This is a genomic window from Actinomyces sp., from assembly GCF_030524025.1.
Lineage (GTDB): Bacteria > Actinomycetota > Actinomycetes > Actinomycetales > Actinomycetaceae > Actinomyces.
On record NZ_JAUNHI010000018.1, the window covers coordinates 31018 to 48526 of the forward strand.

At 71.4% G+C, this 17509-nt stretch carries 12 protein-coding genes and 1 pseudogene; 5 read left to right on the plus strand and 8 right to left on the minus strand.

All coding sequences use genetic code 11. The features are described 5' to 3' along the window. Window positions 1–56: 56 nt before the first annotated feature. The 6 genes from glgB to glgX all read right to left on the minus strand — a co-directional run bounded on the left by glgB (window position 57) and on the right by glgX (window position 11564). Window positions 57–2288 (minus strand): 1,4-alpha-glucan branching protein GlgB, encoded by a 2232-nt coding sequence (gene glgB, locus Q4C85_RS07920; RefSeq protein ID WP_303141120.1) that lies wholly within the window; start codon window positions 2286–2288, stop codon window positions 57–59. Window positions 2289–2401: 113 nt separating this feature from the next. Further along, window positions 2402–3871 carry a phosphotransferase gene (locus Q4C85_RS07925; RefSeq protein ID WP_303141122.1) on the minus strand — a complete coding sequence of 490 codons (1470 nt, stop codon included), beginning with the start codon at window positions 3869–3871 and terminating at the stop codon, window positions 2402–2404. Window positions 3872–3873: 2 nt separating this feature from the next. Then, window positions 3874–5598 carry a maltose alpha-D-glucosyltransferase gene (gene treS, locus Q4C85_RS07930; protein ID WP_303141123.1) on the minus strand — a complete coding sequence of 575 codons (1725 nt, stop codon included), beginning with the start codon at window positions 5596–5598 and terminating at the stop codon, window positions 3874–3876. 151 nt (window positions 5599–5749) lie between these two features. Continuing rightward, the gene (locus Q4C85_RS07935) at window positions 5750–7825 is read right to left on the minus strand and encodes an alpha-1,4-glucan--maltose-1-phosphate maltosyltransferase (RefSeq protein ID WP_303141134.1); all 2076 of its coding nucleotides are present in this window, start codon (window positions 7823–7825) and stop codon (window positions 5750–5752) included. Between the two features lie 202 nt (window positions 7826–8027). Next, window positions 8028–9158 (minus strand): tryptophan--tRNA ligase, encoded by a 1131-nt coding sequence (trpS, locus tag Q4C85_RS07940; RefSeq protein ID WP_303141124.1) that lies wholly within the window; start codon window positions 9156–9158, stop codon window positions 8028–8030. Window positions 9159–9242: 84 nt separating this feature from the next. Next, window positions 9243–11564, minus strand: coding sequence for a glycogen debranching protein GlgX (glgX, locus tag Q4C85_RS07945; RefSeq protein WP_303141125.1), 2322 nt, complete (start codon window positions 11562–11564; stop codon window positions 9243–9245). 128 nt (window positions 11565–11692) lie between these two features. Here glgX and Q4C85_RS07950 point away from each other — a divergent pair, with 128 nt between their 5' ends. The 4 genes and pseudogenes from Q4C85_RS07950 (at window position 11693) to Q4C85_RS07965 (ending at window position 14405) form a co-directional block, all read left to right on the plus strand. After that, a complete protein-coding gene (locus tag Q4C85_RS07950) occupies window positions 11693–12451 on the plus strand; it encodes an electron transfer flavoprotein subunit beta/FixA family protein (RefSeq protein WP_303141126.1) in 759 nt (252 codons plus the stop codon). Between the two features lie 16 nt (window positions 12452–12467). Further along, on the plus strand, window positions 12468–13454 hold the full coding sequence (locus tag Q4C85_RS07955) for an electron transfer flavoprotein subunit alpha/FixB family protein (protein WP_303141127.1): 987 nt from the start codon (window positions 12468–12470) through the stop codon (window positions 13452–13454). A gap of 325 nt (window positions 13455–13779) precedes the next feature. Beyond that, window positions 13780–14157 (plus strand): annotated as a pseudogene (locus Q4C85_RS07960) (ATP-binding cassette domain-containing protein); the annotation flags it as partial. After that, the gene (locus Q4C85_RS07965) at window positions 14157–14405 is read left to right on the plus strand and encodes a hypothetical protein (RefSeq protein ID WP_303141128.1); all 249 of its coding nucleotides are present in this window, start codon (window positions 14157–14159) and stop codon (window positions 14403–14405) included. The pseudogene Q4C85_RS07960 and the gene Q4C85_RS07965, both read left to right, overlap by 1 nt. 12 nt (window positions 14406–14417) lie before the next feature. On the opposite strand, the gene mnmA is transcribed toward Q4C85_RS07965, so the two are convergent. Further along, window positions 14418–15545 carry a tRNA 2-thiouridine(34) synthase MnmA gene (gene mnmA / locus Q4C85_RS07970; RefSeq protein WP_303141129.1) on the minus strand — a complete coding sequence of 376 codons (1128 nt, stop codon included), beginning with the start codon at window positions 15543–15545 and terminating at the stop codon, window positions 14418–14420. An 83-nt stretch (window positions 15546–15628) separates the two neighbouring features. After that, the gene (locus Q4C85_RS07975; protein WP_303141130.1) at window positions 15629–16933 is read right to left on the minus strand and encodes a cysteine desulfurase family protein; all 1305 of its coding nucleotides are present in this window, start codon (window positions 16931–16933) and stop codon (window positions 15629–15631) included. A 325-nt stretch (window positions 16934–17258) separates the two neighbouring features. Here Q4C85_RS07975 and Q4C85_RS07980 point away from each other — a divergent pair. Then, on the plus strand, window positions 17259–17509 hold a 251-nt coding region (locus Q4C85_RS07980), incomplete at its 3' end, for a hypothetical protein (protein ID WP_303141131.1).

The window sequence follows — 17509 nt, forward strand, 5'->3', positions numbered from 1 at the left end:
GGGATGCCGGGAGCGGGTCCCTGGCGCAGCCGCCCCCGGCGCCCGTCTCGGCCCGCTCAGTCGCGCGTCGGGCGGAGGAAGATCGCCCCCATGGGGGGCACGCGCAGGCGCACCGAGGCGGGGCGGCCGTTCCAGGGCAGCTCCTCGGCCTCGACGTGCCCGAGATTGCCCACGCCCGACCCGCCGTACTCCGGGGAGTCGGTGTTGATGACCTCGTCCCAGCCGCCCGCGAAGGGCAGGCCCACGCGGTAGCCCTCGTGCGGGGTGCCGGCGAAGTTGATGATCGCCACGACCAGGTCTGCCCGGCCGTCGGCTCCGGTGCCCTTGCGCAGGTAGGACAGCACGTTGTGGTCCCCGTCGCCGGCCTCGATCCACTCGAAGCCCCGGTGGGAGAAGTCGTCGGCCCACATGGCCGGGGACTCCCGGTAGAAGGCGTTGAGGTCGCTGACGAGCTTGAGCAGGCCCTGGTGACCGGGGTCCTCCAGGATCCACCAGTCCAGGGAGTGGTCGGAGTTCCACTCGGCACCCTGACCGAACTCCTGGCCCATGAACAGCAGCTGCTTGCCGGGGTGGGACCACTGGTAGGCGTACAGGGCGCGCAGGCCGGCCAGCTCCTGCCAGGCGTCACCGGGCATCTTGGACAGCAGAGAGCCCTTGCCGTGGACGACCTCGTCGTGGCTCAGCGGCAGGACGAACTGCTCGGAGAAGGCGTAGACGAGGGAGAAGGTGAGCTCGCCGTGGTGGTAGCGGCGGTTGATCGGCAGCTCGTCGAGGTAACGCAGCGTGTCGTTCATCCAGCCCATGTTCCACTTCAGCCCGAATCCCAGGCCGCCGTACTCGGTGGGGGCGGTCACCCCGGGCCAGGCGGTGGACTCCTCGGCGATCATGACGGTGCCGGGGTTCTTGCGGTAGGCGGTGGCGGTGGCCTCCTGGAGGAAGCTGATGGCCTCGAGGTTCTCCCGGCCGCCGAACTGGTTGGGGTGCCACTGGCCCTCCTCGCGCGAGTAGTCGAGGTAGAGCATCGAGGCGACAGCGTCGACGCGCAGCCCGTCGATGTGGAACTCGCTGAGCCAGTACAGGGCGTTGGCCACAAGGAAGTTGCGGACCTCGTTGCGGCCGAAGTTGAAGATGTAGGTGCCCCAGTCCGGGTGCTCGCCGCGCTGGGGGTCGGGGTCCTCGTACAGCGCGGTGCCGTCGAAGCGGGCCAGCGCCCACTCGTCCTTGGGGAAGTGGGCGGGCACCCAGTCCAGGATGATGCCGATGCCGGCCTGGTGGAACTGGTCGATGAGGTACTTGAAGTCGTCGGGCGTGCCGAAGCGGGACGTCGGGGCGTAGTAGCCGGTGACCTGGTAACCCCAGGACCCGCCGAAGGGGTGCTCGGCCACGGGCAGGAACTCCACGTGGGTGAAGCCGGCCTCCTTGACGTAGGGGACGAGCTCCTCGGCCAGCCCCCGGTAGCCCAGGCCCTGGCGCCAGGAGCCGATATGGACCTCGTAGATGCTCATGGGGCCGGCGTGCGGGTCTGTCGTGGCCCGACGCTCCATCCACTCCTGGTCGCCCCACTCGTGGACGGCATCGGTGACCACCGAGGCCGTGGCCGGGGGGACCTCGGAGGCGCGGGCCATCGGGTCCGCCTTCTGGTGCCAGGACCCGTCGGCGAAGCACAGCTCGAACTTGTAGCGGGCGCCCACGCCCACGCCGGGGATGAACAGCTCCCAGACCCCGGAGTGGCCCAGGGAGCGCATGGCCGAGCCAGTGCCGTCCCAGTAGTTGAAGTCGCCCACGACGCGCACGGCACGGGCGTTGGGCGCCCACACGGCGAAGGCGACGCCCTCGACGGCGCCCATGGGGCCGGAGTAGCGCTTGATGTGCGCCCCCAGCACCTCCCACAGCTCCTCGTGGCGGCCCTCGGAGATGAGGTAGGTGTCCATCTCGCCCAGGGTGGGCAGAAAGCGGTAGGGGTCGTCGACAATCGTCGTGTCCTCGCCATAGGTCACGGCGATGCGGTAGTCGGGGATGGCCTCACCGGGGACGACGGCCACCCAGACCCCGTCCTGCTCGTGCTGGGCGGGGAAGGTGCCCTCGGCGGTGACGACGGCGACGGCATCGGCGAGGTGGCGCACGGTCCGCACCGTGACCCCGCCGGGGCTCACGTGGGCGCCGAGCACCTCGTGGGGATTGTGGTAGCGCGCGTAGGCGACGTCGGCGAGGACCCAGGGGTCGACGTGGGCGGCGGTCGGCTCGGTGGCGGAGTCGGGGGCGGGCTCGGGGTGCGTGGCGTCGGTCATGTGCTCAACTCTCCCATGGGCGTAGACGGTGGCGGGGGACTTTGTTCGGCTCGGATCGAAGGCAACCGAAGGGGTGGTCGTTAGTGAGTGAATAAAGTGTTTTTCAATCAATATCAATCGTTCAGTGGTGTGGTGAGGAGCCTCAGCGCCCTGACCGGGATCTCCAGCCAGTCGGGGCGGTTGCGGGCCTCGTAGACGGCCTCGTAGAGAGCCTTGTCGAGCTCGAGGGCCGCCAGGAGCGTGTCGGTGCGCGCCCCGCCCTGCGCCTGCTCCGTGCGCGGTTGGGAGCCCGCGGTCCGGGCGCGGGTGTACCCGGAGCGGAAGGCGGCGCGGACCGCAGGCAACCAGTCCTCGTGCCGGGCGCCCCCCACGGCGGCGGCGTAGTCGAAGGAGCGGAGCATCCCCGCCACGTCCCGCAGCGGCTGGTCGGGCTCGGAGCGCTCTGCCAGGGGGCGCAGGGGCTCCCCCTCGAAGTCCAGGACGTACCAGCGTCCCGGCTCGCCGACCTCCCGCAAGACCTGACCCAGGTGGTAGTCGCCGTGGACCCGGCTGGCCCGCTCCAGACGCGGCAGCGCCTCGAGGGCCTCCAGGACCCTGCTCACTCCCTCCTCCAGCCCCGGGACGGCCTCGCCCAGGGCCGGCACCTCCCGGCGGGCCCAGTCGGCCCGCTGCCTGAGGGCCCCGGCCAGAGCCTGGGGGGACTGCGGCTCGAAGTCACCCAGCGCGCGGGCCAGCCGCTCGTGCATCAAGGCGGTCGTCCTCCCCAGGCCCTGCGCCAGGTCCACGGCGCGGTCGCGCACCGGGCCGTCGGCGTCGTCATCGGCGGCCAGGGCGCAGAACAGCTCGAAGCCGTCGTCGGCCACCGGGATGAAGGTGCAGGCCACGGCGGAGTCGGAGGCGGCCGGCGCCCCGGTGGCGGGGTCGGTCCATGCCAGGGTCGACCAGGCCACGGGGCGGCGCACATGCTCCCAGCCCAGGCGGGCCAGGGCCACCGAGACCTCGACATCCGGGTTGCGTCCGTGCGCCAGGACCCGGAAGACCTTGACGATGAGGTCCTCGTCCAGCTCGTCCCCGCCCTCGGGCGCGGGCAGGACAACGCTGGTGTTGGACTGCTCCCCGGTGGTCACCCGCAGGTGGGCGGCCCGTGCGGCCACCGCCCGCGGCCCGGCCGGGCCCAGGCTCGTCCCGGCCCGCTCGGCGGCACCGGCCCAGGCGCGCCAGAAGGCAGGGTGGTGCGGCCCGTCGACCAGGGCCACCGGGCCGGCCGGGGTGGTGACCACGGTGCCCGCCGCTCCGGGCGGCTCCCCGTCCACCGCGTAGCGTTCGAGCGCCTCAGGTGCCTCGAGGACGAGCGGGACGTGGAGGAGCAGCGGACCCGGGCCACGGGGGCGCGGGACCGCCACGACGAGATCGCGCACGCCCGGGGCGATGGCCTCGTCGGCCACGATGCTCAACCCTTCGGGCTCGGGGGCCTTCCCGCCCTTGAGGGGGAACCAGCGCCGCCCGGCCATCCAGCCGGCCAGCGCACCGAGAAGGGCGTCGTCCTCGGGCCAGCGGACTGCCAGTGGGGGCTGGGCGCTCATCGTCATGCCTCCGGGGCCGGCTCGACCGACAGCCAGTAGTAGCCGCGCGCACCCAGGGTCAGGCTGATGCGCCCCTCCTCGTCGAGGGCGGGGAAGACGCCGCCGCCGAGGATCTCCGTCGTGCTCCGCCCGGCCAGCTCGGGAACCACGATGGTCACCGCGCGAGGGGCGTCGGCCAGGTTGGCCACGCACAGCAGCGTCTCGCCGCCGTGCTCGGGCGAGTCAGTGCGCGTGTGGGCCAGGACGGCGTCGTCGGAGGTGTCGCACAGCCGGAAGGACCCGCGGCCCAGCACCGGGTGCTGGCGGCGCAGGTGGAGCAGCCTGCGGGTGAAGTGCAGCAGCGAGGAGGGGGTGGCCAGCGCGTCGGCAACGGTGCGCTGGGCGTAGCCGGGGGAGTCGATGAGCGGCAGGGTCAGCTCCTCGGGGTCCTCGCAAGTCGAGAAGCCCATGTGCTCGGTATGGTCCCACTGCATGGGTGTGCGCACGGCGTCGCGGTCGGCCAGCCAGATGTTCTCCCCCATACCGATCTCGTCGCCGTAGTACAGGCACGGCGAGCCCGGCAGGGACAGCAGTAGGGCGTGGGCGAGCTCGAGCTCGGCGCGCGAGTCCCCCAGCAAGGGGGTCAGCCGGCGGCGGATGCCGATGTTGGCGCGCATCCGGTCCTCGGGGGCGTACCAGCCGTACATGGTGGCGCGCTCCTCGTCGGTGACCATCTCGAGGGTCAGCTCGTCGTGGTTGCGCAGGAAGGTGCCCCACTGGCCGTGGGCCGGGATCTGCGGGGTGGCCTGGAGGACCTCGCGCACCGCCCGGGAGGACTCCTCGCGCAGGGCGTAGAAGATGCGGGGCATGACCGGGAAGTGGAAGCACATCGTGCACTCGGGGGCATCGTCGGTGCCGAAGTACTCCACGACGTCCTCGGGCCACTGGTTGGCCTCGGCGATCGTGATGACCCCGGGGAACTCCCGGTCGAGCATCTCGCGCAGCCCCGCGATGACCGCGTGGGTGCCCGGCAGGTTCTCGCAGTTGGTCCCCTCGGACTCGATGAGGTAGGGGATGGCGTCGAGGCGGAACCCGTCGACCCCGGTGCGCGCCCAGAAGCGGATGACCTCGTGGATCGCTTCGATGACGTCGGGATTGTCATAGTTGAGGTCGGGCTGGTGAGCGAAGAATCGGTGCCAGTAGTACTGACCACGCACCTCGTCATAGCTCCAGTTCGACGGCTCGGTGTCGATGAAGATGATGCGCGTGTCGGCGTAGCCGGAGTCGTCGTCGGCCCACACGTAGAAGTCCCCGAAGGGGCCGGTGGGGTCGTGCCGGGAGGCCTGGAACCAGGGGTGGGCGTCCGAGGTGTGGTTGACGACCATGTCGATGACGATGCGGATGCCTCGGGCGTGGGCCTCGGCCACCAGGCTCCTGAAGTCCTCCATCGTCCCGTAGCGCGGGTCGATGCCGGTGTAGTCGGAGATGTCATAGCCCCCGTCGCGCATGGGCGAGGGGTAGAAGGGCGGGATCCAGATCGCGTCCACCCCGAGCCAGGCCAGGTAGTTCAGCCTCGAGGCCAGGCCCGCGAAGTCCCCGACGCCGTCTCCATCGGAGTCGGCGTAGGAGCGCAGGAGCGCCTCGTAGAACACGGCGGTGCGGAACCACTCGGGGTCCTCGGTCAGACCGGGCCGCGGCTGTGCGGGCAGGTCGGGGACCCCGGGAACGGCTGAGACGGAGGCGATCACGCAATGACCTCTCTTGATGGTGCGGGCGGGCGGGGCGCGCGCCCCGCTGCGGGGTCCGCGCCCTCCCGGTGGGGTGGGGGCAGAGCCGGCGTGCGCCGACGGGTGCCGGCGTGCGGGGCGGCCGGGTGGTGCCGGCGGCCCCGCACGCCGGTCACAGGGGCTCGACGCTGAGCACGTGCGCGACCTGGCCGCCGAAGGGGTCGAGCCGCACATAGTTCGTCCCGCTCCAGTCGTAGGTGCTGCCGGTCAGCTCGTCGGTGACGCGCAGGACCGGGCGGGACCCGTCGGTGCCCGGCGGCAGGCCGAGCTGGTCGAGGTTGAGGAAGACCTCCCCCTCCTGGGCCCGGTGGGGGTCGAGGTTGACCACGGTCAGGACGACGTCCTCGCTCCCGGTGGGGCTGTGGGCCGCGTCGAGGCGCTTGGAGTAGGCAATGAGCGCGTCGTTGCTCGTGGGGTGGAACCAGATGTCCCGCAGCTGCTGGAGGGCGGGGTGCGCGGCGCGGGCGGCGTTGAGGCGGGTGAGGAGGTCCTCGATGCCGTTGGCGCGGGCGGCGGCGAAGTCACGCGGCTTGTACTCGTACTTCTCGTTGTCGATCTGCTCCTCGTAGCCCGGGCGCGGCGTGGACTCGGCCAGCTCGTAGCCCGAGTAGATGCCCCAGGTCGGCGACAGCGTGGACGCCAGGACGGCGCGCAGCTTGAAGGCGGCCACCTTCCCGTTGGTCATGAAGGGCGTGAGGATGTCGTGGGTGGTGGGCCAGAAGGCGGGGCGCAGGACGTGGGCCGTGTCCTGGGAGAGCTCGACCATGTAGTCGGTCAGCTCCTCCTTGGTGTTGCGCCAGGCGAAGTAGGTGTAGCTCTGGCTGAAGCCGATCTTGCCCAGCGTGCGCATCATGGCCGGGCGGGTGAAGGCCTCGGCGAGGAAGAGCACCTCGGGGTGGGAGGCGCGCACCTCCCGGATGAGGCGCTGCCAGAACGGCAGCGGCTTGGTGTGCGGGTTGTCGACGCGGAAGATCGTCACGCCGTGCTCGACCCATGTCATGACCACCTCGAGGATGGCGCGGTAGATGCCCTCGGGGTCGTTGTCGAAGTTGAGGGGGTAGATGTCCTGGTACTTCTTCGGCGGGTTCTCAGCGTAGGCGATGGAGCCGTCGGCCAGGACCGTGAACCACTCGGGGTGCTCGCTGACCCACGGGTGGTCCGGGGAGCACTGGAGGGCCAGGTCGAGGGCGACCTCCAACCCCAGCTCCCCGGCGCGCGCCACGAGGGCGTCGAAGTCCTCGAAGGTGCCCAGGTCGGGGTGGATGGCATCGTGCCCGCCGTCGGACGAGCCGATACCGTAGGGGGAGCCCGGGTCGCCGGGGCGGGCGGTCAACGTGTTGTTCCTGCCCTTGCGGTTGGTCGTCCCGATGGGGGAGATCGGGGTCAGGTAGAGCACGTCGAAGCCCATGGCGGCGATCCGGTCCAGGCGCGCCGTGGCGGTGCGCAGGGTCCCGGAGTGCCAGATCCCCCCGGAGTCGGTGCCCGCGCCCAGGGAGCGGGGGAAGATCTCGTACCAGGAGCCGACCAGAGCCCTGCGCCGGTCGACCTGGAGGGGGTAGGTGGCCGAGGGCGAGACGAGGTCGCGCAGGGGCAGGCGGTCCAGGACCGAGACGACGGACTCGTCCAGGCCCGCGGCGAGCCGGGAGCCTGCGGGGGCCGAGCTGTCGCGCAGCGCGGCGGCCGCGGCGGTCAGGACCGCGGCGTCCTGGTCGGGGCGGCCCTCGACCCCGGCGGCGCGCTCGAGGACCCGGGCGCCCTCCTCGAGCATGAGCTCGACGTCGACCCCCGCGGGGACCTTGATGCCGGCGTCATGGGCCCAGGTGGCGTAGGGGTCCGACCAGCCCTCGACCCTCAGGCCCCAGTCGCCGGGCTCCTCGGGAGCAAGACGGGCCTCGTAGAGGTCAAGGCCGGGGGCGATCTCCCGCATGCGCGCACTGGGGCCGTCGCTCCCGTCGGGGCGGACCAGGACGGCGGTGGCGCCGAAGCGGTCGTGTCCCTCGCGGAAGACCGTGGCGCGCACGGGAATGACCTCCCCGGGCACGGCCTTGGCCGGCCATCGACCGTCCTCGACGACGGGGAACACCTCGGTGACGGGGATCCGTCCCACCGGGGAGTACGGGGCGGGACGGGGGAACACGGTTTCGGGCGCGGGGCCCTGGGACGGCGAGGTCGGGGCGTTGGACGGCATGGTCTTCACGGCGGCCTTTCGTGTGGACGCCGTGCGGCGGCGCGGCGTGCTGGGGGTCACATGACAAGCGTACGGCTCGGACGCGGGTCAGTCACATTTGTCGGACCATGCCGGGGCGCCGCGCCGGGGCGCGGTGCCGGGAGCAGCAGCCCTGGGGCCATGACCGGCTCCGGGCCCTGGGCTCCGGTGGGCGCGGAGCCGGTCAGTAGTCCATGTGCATGGCGCTGCGCACCGCGTCCAGGGTGGTCTGGGCGACCTCCCGGGCGCGGTCGTTGCCCTCGCGCAGGACGGAGCGCAGATGAGCCTCGTCGGCGACGAGCTCGGCCCGGCGGGCGCGGATGGGCGCGAAGTACTCGTTGACCGCCTCGGTGGTCAGCCTCTTGAGGGCGCCCGCCCCCGCGTCGCCGATGCGCTCGGCGATCTGCTCGGGCGTGCCCGCCCCGCACAGGGAGGCGAGGGTCAGCAGGTTGGACACCTCGGGACGGCCCACCGGGTCGTAGGTGATGAGCCGCTCGGAGTCGGTCTTGGCCTTCCTCAGCGCGGCTGCCGTCTCATCGGCGCTCATCCGCAGCTCGATGGTGTTGCGGCGCGACTTGCTCATCTTCTCCCCGTCCAGGCCCAGCAGGAGGGGGGCCTCGGACAAAAGCGCCTCGGGGCGGCGGAACACCGGGTGCTTCGCGAGGGCCCGTCCGTAGCGCTTGTCGAAGCGCTGGGCGATGAGGCGCGCCTGCTCGAGGTGGGGGAGCTGGTCCTTGCCCACCGGGACCAGGTTGGCCTGGCAGAACAGGATATCGGCGGCCTGGTGGACGGGGTAGGTCAGGAGCAGGCCGCTCATGGCCCGTCCGCCGGTGGCCTCCAGCTCGGCCTTGACCGTGGGGTTGCGATGCAGCTCGGACTCGGTGACCAGGGACAGGAAGGGCAGCATGAGTTGGTTGGCGGCGGGCACGGCCGAGTGGACGAAGACGGTCGAGCGCGCCGGGTCGACCCCCACGGCCAGGGTGTCGGCCACGAGCGACAGGACGCGTTCGCGCAGGGGGCCCACGCCGTCGCGATCGGTGATGACCTGGTAGTCGGCCACGAGGATCCAGGTGTCGACACCGCGGTCCTGGATCGACTTCCACGAGTGCATCGTCCCGAAGTAGTGGCCCAGGTGCATGTTGCCCGTCGGGCGCGCGCCGGTGAGCATGCGGTAGCGGCCCGGGTTGACCTCGAGGTCGGCCTGGATCTCGGCGCTGCGGGCCAGGGTGCGGGCCAGGGATGCCTCGTCGGTGGAGCGGGCCAGGGCGTCCTCGGCGCTCGAGGGTGTCGCCGCGGTGGGGTTCTGCTGGGTCATGCGCGTCATCCTAAGCGCGGTCGCAGCGGTCATCGTCCGCAGGTCGCGGTGTGGGGACCGGCCCGGCGTCAGGGGCACGCCGACTCACTGACCCAACGGCTCGCCCAAAGGCTCCCCGGAGAAGTAGATCCGCATCGACAGCGGGTCCAGGGTGGTCGTGTCTCCGGGCCGGTCCTGGCGGCAGTCAGCGCCGCCGCGCTCGGCACGTCTGGCCGGCGGGGGAGCGGGCCCGCGCCGCACACGCCGGGCCAGGGCGAAAGCCGAGGTCTGCGGCCGCGGCACAGCCCAGGTGGAGTCCCACACGAGGTGCCAGTCGGTGGTGTGGCCCTCGGGCAGCACGACGTCGACCTGGTCGAGCGTGCCGTTGATGACCACGAGCAGGTCATCGTCGTCCAAGGGCCGGCCGTTGCGCAGCATCTGGACCACCCGGGTGCCGGCGTCGTGCCACGCCCCGGAGTCCATGGGCGTGCCGCTCGCCTGGAACCACGCCAAGTCGGGGATGGTGTCGCCCTCGGGAACCGCGCCGGTGGCGAAGGAGGTGGGACGCAGGACCGGGTGCTCGTTGCGCAGGGAGATGAGGAACCGGGTCGTGGCGATGAGGTCGCGCTGCCAGGTCGACAGCTCCCAGTTGAACCAGGAGATCTCCGAGTCCTGGCAGTAGGAGTTGTTGTTGCCCTGCTGGGTGCGGCCCATCTCGTCCCCGCCCAGGATCATGGGCGTGCCGGCCGAGATGAACAGGGTGCCCAGAACGTTGCGCGAGGACCGGCGCCGCAGGACCTCGATGGGCCCGCCGCCCATGCCCTCGGGCACCGGCCCCTCGAAGCCGTGGTTCCAGGAACGGTTGTCGTCGGTGCCGTCCCGGTTGTCCTCCCCGTTGGCCAGGTTGTGCTTGTGGTCATAGCTGACCAGGTCGCGCAGGGTGAAGCCGTCGTGGGCGGTGACGAAGTTGACCGAGCCCAAGGGGCCCCGGCCCCCGGGGTACTCCCCGTAGGAGAACATGTCGGCGCTGCCCGACAGGCGTGTGGCCAGGTCGCGCAGGTCCATGCCGTGGCGCCCCTTGGACATCTCCATGGCGTCGCGCAGCCAGAAGGAGCGCACCGTGCCGCGGTAGCGGTCGTTCCAGTCGTGGAAGGGCGAGGGGAACTCGCCGGTGCGCCAGCCGCCCGGCCCGATGTCCCATGGCTCGGCGATGAGCTTGACCCGCTGGAGGACGGGGTCGGTGGCGATGCCGATGAGCAGGGGGTGGCGCGCGTGGAACTCACTGGCGTCCCGCCCCAGGGTGACGGCCAGGTCGAAGCGGAACCCGTCGATGCCCACCTCGGTGACCCAGTAGCGCAGGGAGTCCAGGGTGAGCTGGACCGCACGCGTGGAGCGGAAGTCGACCGTGTTGCCGGTACCGGTGACGTCGACGTACTGGGCCGGACGGTGGTTGGCGTGCAGGTAGTACTCGAGGTTGTCCAGTCCGCGCAGGGACAGCGTCGGCCCGTCGACGCCGGACTCGCAGGTGTGGTTGTAGACCACGTCCATGATGACCTCGAGCCCCGCCTCGTGCAGCAGCGAGACCATGCCGCGGACCTCGTCGAGAACCGCCTGCGGCCCCCGCCTCCTGGCTGCTGCCGTGGCGTAGGTGGGCTCCGGGGCGAAGTAGGACAGGGTCGAGTAGCCCCAGTAGTTGGTCCGGCCCCGCTGAAGGAGGAAGGCCTCGGAAAAGCCCGCGTGGATGGGCAGGAGCTCGACAGAGGTCACCCCCAGGGACTTGAGGTGGGTGATCGCCGCGGGATGGGCCAGGCCGGCGTAGGTGCCCCGCAGCTCGGCGGGTATCTCGGGCATGTCGTGGGTCATGCCTTTGACGTGGGTCTCGTAGATGACCGTGCGGTCCATGGGGACCCGTGGTCCGGGGACGATGGGGAACTGCGCACCGACGACGACGCCTCGCGCGGCGTCGTCGGCCGAGTCCAGGTCCGAGGGCATGAGGGGAAAGCCGGTGGGCTCGAGATCCTGGGTGACCGCGTGGGCGAACAGCGAGGGGCTGAGCCGGGGCGTGGTGTCGATGGCCCGGGCGTAAGGGTCCAGGAGCAGCTTGCGGGGGTTGAACAGCAGGCCCTCGGAGGGGTTCCACGCACCGTGCACCCGGTACCCGTAGCGCTGGCCCGCGCCGACGCCCTCGACATGTGCGCTCCAGGCCCCCCGCGACGGGCCGTGCATGCCCACCCGCTGCTCGGAGACGACGCGTCCCTGCGCGTCGGTCTCCACCAGGCACAGGTCCACCGCGTGCGCCCGGGGCGCGACCACGGCGAAGTCGGCGCCGTCCGCGACAAGGGTGGCCCCCAGGCGCGTGGGGTCGAGGGCGCTGGAGGCGGCGAGGGGTGCCGGCTCCGACGTGGGCAGGACGGACATGTCACCCATTGTCCGACCACTGCCCGATGAGCGACAACCGGTGGAAGGCGACAGTGGTCACCTTCAGGACGGCTGAGCGGGCAGACGTGAGACAGCACTCACCGGAGCCTGCAGAGAGATATGGCAACCTTGTCGGCATGAAAATCGTGGTCTGCATCAAGCACGTCCCCGACGTGCAGTCCGAGCGGCGGCTTGAGGACGGCCGCCTCGTGCGCGGTGAGGACGACGTCCTCAACGAGCTCGACGAGAACGCCGTCGAGGCGGCCGTCAGCCTCGTGGATGACCACGGGGGCGAGGTGGTCGCCCTGACCATGGGGCCCGAGGATGCTGAGGACGGTGTGCGCCGCGCCCTGCAGATGGGTGCCGACTCCGGGGTGATCGTGAGCGACGCCGCCTTGGAGGGGGCCGATGTCGTGACCACCGCACGGGCCTTGGCGGCGGCGATCACCCGCGTCGGCGGGGTGGACCTCGTCATCACGGGCATGGCCTCGCTGGACGCGATGACCTCGATGCTGCCCGGAGCGCTGGCCGCAGCGCTGGGACTCCCCGCCCTGACCCTGGCCAACGGGCTCGAGGTCGACGCGGGCACGGTGAGTGTGACCCGCTCGGTGGGCGCGGTCCGCGAGGTGCTCTCCTGCCCCCTGCCCGCCCTGGTCTCCGTGACCGACCAGGCCAACGAGCCCCGTTACCCCAACTTCGCGGCGATGCGCGCCGCCAAGAAGAAGCCGGTGGAGACCTGGTCCGCCGCCGACATCGGCCTTGAGGTGCCCTCGCCCGGGGTGGCGGTTGTCGACTCCCAGGCCAGGCCCGCCCGCCAGGCCGGCACGATCCGCACCGACGCCGGCCAGGCGGGCCGCGAGCTCGCTGCCTGGCTCGTCGAGTCCAAGCTCGTCTAAGGAAGAAGACACGACCATGATCGACGCACCCGTCCTCGTCCTCGCCGACCTCGACGCGGCAGGGGCCCCCACCGCACCCGCCCTGGAGCTGATCAGCGCGGCCCGAACCCTGACCAGCGGTGAGGTCACCGCCCTCGTGCTGGCCGGCCCCGACCAGGCGGCCGCGGCCGGCCCCGCGCTGAGCGGCTGCGGTGCTGTCCGGGTGCTCGCGGTCGACCCGGCCGCCGCGGTCACGGCGGCCGGCGCGGCCGATGCCGTCGTCGCGGCCGTCGGCGCCTACGCCCCGGGGGTCGTGCTCGTCACCAGCGACTACCGCGGTAAGGAGATCGCCGGGCGCGCCGCAGTCCTTCTGGACTCGGCCTGCGCCAGCGATGTCGCCGACCTCGAGATCGTCGGCGAGGAGCTGCGCGCCTCCAAGCTCGTCCTGTCGGGCTCGTGGACGACGACCCTGGCGGTGGCGCCCGGCACGGGTCGTGTCCCGGTCGTCGCGGTGCGCCCCGGCGCCGTCGAGGCCGCCCCGGTGCCTGCCCCCTCTCCGGCGCCCGTCGAGCAGCTGGCCGTCGAGCTGTCCCCGGAGGCCTCGGCCGTCACCCTCGTTTCGAGTGAGCAGACCACCGTGGCTGCGGGCCCCGACCTCGTCGAGGCGCGCACCGTCGTCGTCGGCGGGCGGGGCGTCGACGGCGACTTCGACCTCGTCCGCTCGCTGGCCGAGCCCCTCGGCGCCGCGGTCGGCGCGACCCGGGTGGCCTGCGACGAGGGGTGGATCGAGCGCAGCGCCCAGGTGGGACAGACCGGCGTGTCCATCGCGCCGCGCCTCTACATCGGTCTGGGCGTCTCGGGCGCCGTGCACCACACGAGCGGTATCCAGGGCGCGGGGACGATCGTGGCCATCTGTGACGACTCCGAGGCGCCGATCTTCGAGATGGCCGACTTCGGTGTCGTCGGCGACGTCACCCAGGTCGTGCCCCAGCTGGTCGAGGAGCTCGAGCGGCTGCGCCCCTGAGTGCCCCTGGCCGGGGCGCCGAGTAGTGCCCCATGCCAACAGGCGGCTGAACCAGCTCGCAGGATGCGACCGTGCCCCCCGGCGGGGACTGGCTGCTGCGCATTGTCGAGGCCGAACCATGCCCCCGAGCTCCGTGTCGAGCTCGGGGGCCGTTCGTCGGACTGGTCGTCGACCATCCGGGCATCGAAGCCCGTGCTCCCTCCACTGTTGCAGGACATGACGACGATCCCACGGGCCGGGAGTCGACGGTCCCGGAGGGCACCTCGTCGACGACTTCCGTCTGCGGATCGTCTCGGGCCAGTGGCCCGCCGGCGGGCCGGATCGTGGCCTCATGGGTGCCAACGGCTGCGGCAAGACCACCCTGCTCAAGATCCTTGCCGGCGTCCTGGCGGACTACGACGGCACGGTCACCATCGCCGGCCACCGCCCCGGGCACCAGAGCAAGGCACTCGCATCCTTCCTGCCCGATGCCTCCTTCCTCGACTCCGATCTCACCGCGACCCGCGCGGTGGACCTGTTCGCCCGGCTCTTCGCCGATTTCGACCCGGCCAAGGCCACCCACCTCATCTCCGACGTCGAGCCGATCATCGACTCGGTGGTCTTCATCAAGGATGGGCGTCTGCTGTTGGCGGGCGACGCCGACGACCTGCGCCAGGCCCACGGCATGAGCCTGGACGCCCTGTTCCGAAATGAGTACCGCTGATGCTGCGCACGCTGTTCGTCCAGGAGGTCCGCACCCAGGCGCCCCGCAACGCCGCCGTCCTCGGCGTGGACATGACCACCGGCGATCTGACCACCCGCATCATGTGGCCCGAGTTCCTGGAGGCCGTGAGGACCGGTGTCGATCCGACCGTTGTGGGTGCCGGCAGCGTGCTCGTCGGCCCACTGCTGGCGGCGGTACTGGTGTGGTGGGCGGTGCGCGCGATCGAGCGGCACAACTGCCTGCGCTGAGCCGGCGCGCCCTCAGGTGATGGTGGCCTGGGCCAGGACCCGGTCGCCGTCACACGGGGGCGCGCTGTCGTAGATGACGACCGACTGTCCCGCCGCGACCCCGCGCACCGGCTCGTTCAGCCCGGCGCTGAGGGTTCCGGCTCCCGGGTCGACGACGACGTCGGCGCCGACGACCCGTCCGTGCGCCCGCACCTGCACGCCCACCTGCCGCCAGCCCATGGCGGTCCCGAGTTCCTCGGGCTCGGCCAGGAGCACGAGGCCATCGCCGGCCACGGTCGAGCGGCTGAGCAGCTCGGCCGGCCCGACCACCACCTCATTGGCCTGTGGCCGGGTCTCCAGCACGTAGCGGGGGCGCCCGTCGGGGGACGGGCGGGTCAGGCCCAGTCCCTTGCGCTGGCCCACGGTGAAGCCGAAGTAGCCCTCGTGGGTGCCCAGGACCTCGCCGTCGGGGGACACGAGCCTGCCCGGCTCGGCCCCCAGGCTGCGGGTCAGGAAGCCACGGGTGTCGCCGTCGGCCACGAAGCAGATGTCGTAGGAGTCGGGCTTGTCGGCCACCGGCAGGCCCCTGCGCTCGGCCTCCGCACGGACCGCGCCCTTGGAGGGGGCGTCCCCCAGGGGAAACAGCGCACGGCTGAGCCCCGAGCGCCCGGAGACCGCCAAGACGTAGGACTGGTCCTTGGCGGTGTCGACGGCGCGGCGCAGCTCGACCCCCTGCGCCTGGCCGGGCCTGCCCGCCGCCGCCCCACCGCTGAGGCGCGCGTAGTGGCCGGTGGCCACGGCGTCGAAGCCCAGGGCGAGGGCGCGCTCGAGCAGGGCGTCGAACTTGACCCGTTCGTTGCAGCGCACACAGGGGTTGGGGGTGCGCCCGGCCCTGTACTCGGCCAGGAAGTCGGACACGACGCGTTGGGTGAACTCCTGGGACAGGTCCCACACGTAGAAGGGGATCCCGAGGATCTCGGCGGCCCAACGGGCGTCGGAGGCGTCCTCGATGGAGCAGCATCCCCGTGCCCCCGCCCGGGTGGCGGCAGGCTCCCGGGACAGAGCCATGTGGACACCGACCACCTCATGGCCGGCGTCGACGGCGCGTGCCGCGGCCACGGCGGAGTCGACCCCGCCGGACAGGGCTGCCAGTACGCGCACACGGCTCCTTCAGCAAGACGATGACGAGGACAATGAAATCGGGGCGCATCCTAACGCGTCAGTGGCCCGGTGCGGGGCAGGGCTCAGATGACACCGGCCTCGTTGAGCGCCGACATGCCGCTCTTGATCTCGAGGTGTCCTCTGTCCCGATCTCGGGGTGTCATATCTCCCGATCTCGGGGTGTGGGCACGCCTGGCGGCCGCGAGCGCGCCGGGAAGGACCGCCAGCAGGCGCTCGACGTCGGCGTCGGTGGTGTTCAGGCTCATGGACACCCTCAGCGTCGAGCGGGCCTCCTCGTGTCCGTGGCCCATCGCCAGCAGGACGTGGCTGGGGCGGCTCACGCCGGCGTGGCAGGCCGATCCCGCCGATGCGTCGATGCCCGCCAGGTCCATGCTCATGAGGAGCGCCTCGGGCGAGACCTCCTCGAACCACAGGTGGGCGGTGCCCGGAAGGTGGGGGGCCTCGGCCGGGAGCGTGGCGTGGACGCCCGGCAGAGCCGTCGCTCCCTCCAGGACCCGGCTGCGTAGCGTCTCCAGCCGCGTCGCCTCCTCATGCTGCTCGGCCACCGCCAGCTCGACGGCCAGTGCGAGGGCCCGCGCCCCCACGAGGTCCTGGGTGCCCGAGCGCAGTCCCCGCTCCTGACGTCCGCCGCCGGTGGGGCAGATCAGCTCCAGGTCGCGCCGGGCGACCAGTGCCCCCGTCCCCACCGGGGCACCGAGTTTGTGTCCCGACAGGCTGAGGGCGTCCAGCCCCCACCCGCGGACGTCGACCGGGACCCGGCCCAGGGCCGCCACGGCGTCGGAGTGGACCGGGATGTACCCGCCGCGCCCGGGACGGTCCTGGCCGCTGGCGGCGCGCACAGTCGCCACGACCGTGGCCATGTCCTGGACGATGCCGGTCTCGTTGTTGGCCGTCATGATGCTGACCAGGGCGACGGGCCCGGTGGAGACGGCCCGGGCCAGACCATCGGCGAGCACGCGGCCGGCCGGGTCGACCGGGGCCTGGACGTGCTCCGCGCCCAGGTGCTCGGCGGCGGTGCGTGCCGAGTCGAGGACCGCCGGGTGCTCGATGGGGGAGGTGACCAGGCGCGGGGCGGGCACGCCGGCGGCGCGGGCTGCCAGCACCCGGCCCGCCACGACCAGGGAGTCGGCCTCGGTGCCCCCGGAGGTGAGGATCACCTCGTGGGGGTCGACGTCGAGGGCGGCGGCGAGCCGGGCGCGCGCCTGCTCCAGCAGCGCTCCGGCTCGACGGCCCGAAGCGTGGCGGGCGGCGGGATTGGCCGAACCGGCCAGTCCGGCGGCCAAGTCCTCCCGGACCTGCTCGGCGACCTCGGGGCGCACAGGGCAGGTCGCGGCGTGGTCCAGGTAGACGCGCGCAGGTGAGCTCATGCCCGCAGGGTACGTGTGCGGGCAGCCGAACGGTGGGACCAGGATCGCAACGCTGGCCGAAACTTCATCCTGTTACCCGGGTATGGACACAGTCTTGGTGTTTCATGGGCAAGACCTGAACGGCCAACTAAAGCAGTATGCGAACCGACGGAGACACGTAATTGTGACAACAAAAAACAATCCCTATTAAACAAACCGTCCTGAATCAAGCAGGGCAAAATGCCCTTGACATAGAGCCTGACGCCGTGTTACGGTTTTTTTGCGTTATATTCAGTAGCGCATATCTGCAGATATGTCCATCACTCCAAAACAAGGAGATCGATAGATGACCAACCAGATGACATTGCCCTCCTCGAATGAGCCCGAGTTGTTGGCGAACAACGCATTCGGATCCGTCGACGAAGGTTTCGTCAACTCCCACAATCTGCCGACGATTTCAAAGTTTCGATTATCGATCGTACGGACTTACGGAGTTCCAGTGCAGGCAGAAATCCTGGTATCTGAGAAATGGAGTTCCGAACAAGGGGGGTGCCCCTATGTGGTGTGTCAAGCGGCTGTGGGTAGTTTCGTGGCTGG

Bases quoted from the DNA above. Each gene is read 5' to 3' on its own strand.
- glgB (WP_303141120.1), bottom strand. From the start codon at position 2,288: ATGACCGACGCCACGCACCCCGAGCCCGCCCCCGACTCCGCCACCGAG.
- Q4C85_RS07925 (WP_303141122.1), bottom strand. From the start codon at position 3,871: ATGAGCGCCCAGCCCCCACTGGCAGTCCGCTGGCCCGAGGACGACGCC.
- Q4C85_RS07935 (WP_303141134.1), bottom strand. From the start codon at position 7,825: ATGCCGTCCAACGCCCCGACCTCGCCGTCCCAGGGCCCCGCGCCCGAA.
- trpS (WP_303141124.1), bottom strand. From the start codon at position 9,158: ATGACCCAGCAGAACCCCACCGCGGCGACACCCTCGAGCGCCGAGGAC.
- glgX (WP_303141125.1), bottom strand. From the start codon at position 11,564: ATGGGTGACATGTCCGTCCTGCCCACGTCGGAGCCGGCACCCCTCGCC.
- Q4C85_RS07950 (WP_303141126.1), top strand. From the start codon at position 11,693: ATGAAAATCGTGGTCTGCATCAAGCACGTCCCCGACGTGCAGTCCGAG.
- Q4C85_RS07955 (WP_303141127.1), top strand. From the start codon at position 12,468: ATGATCGACGCACCCGTCCTCGTCCTCGCCGACCTCGACGCGGCAGGG.
- Q4C85_RS07965 (WP_303141128.1), top strand. From the start codon at position 14,157: ATGCTGCGCACGCTGTTCGTCCAGGAGGTCCGCACCCAGGCGCCCCGC.
- Q4C85_RS07975 (WP_303141130.1), bottom strand. From the start codon at position 16,933: ATGAGCTCACCTGCGCGCGTCTACCTGGACCACGCCGCGACCTGCCCT.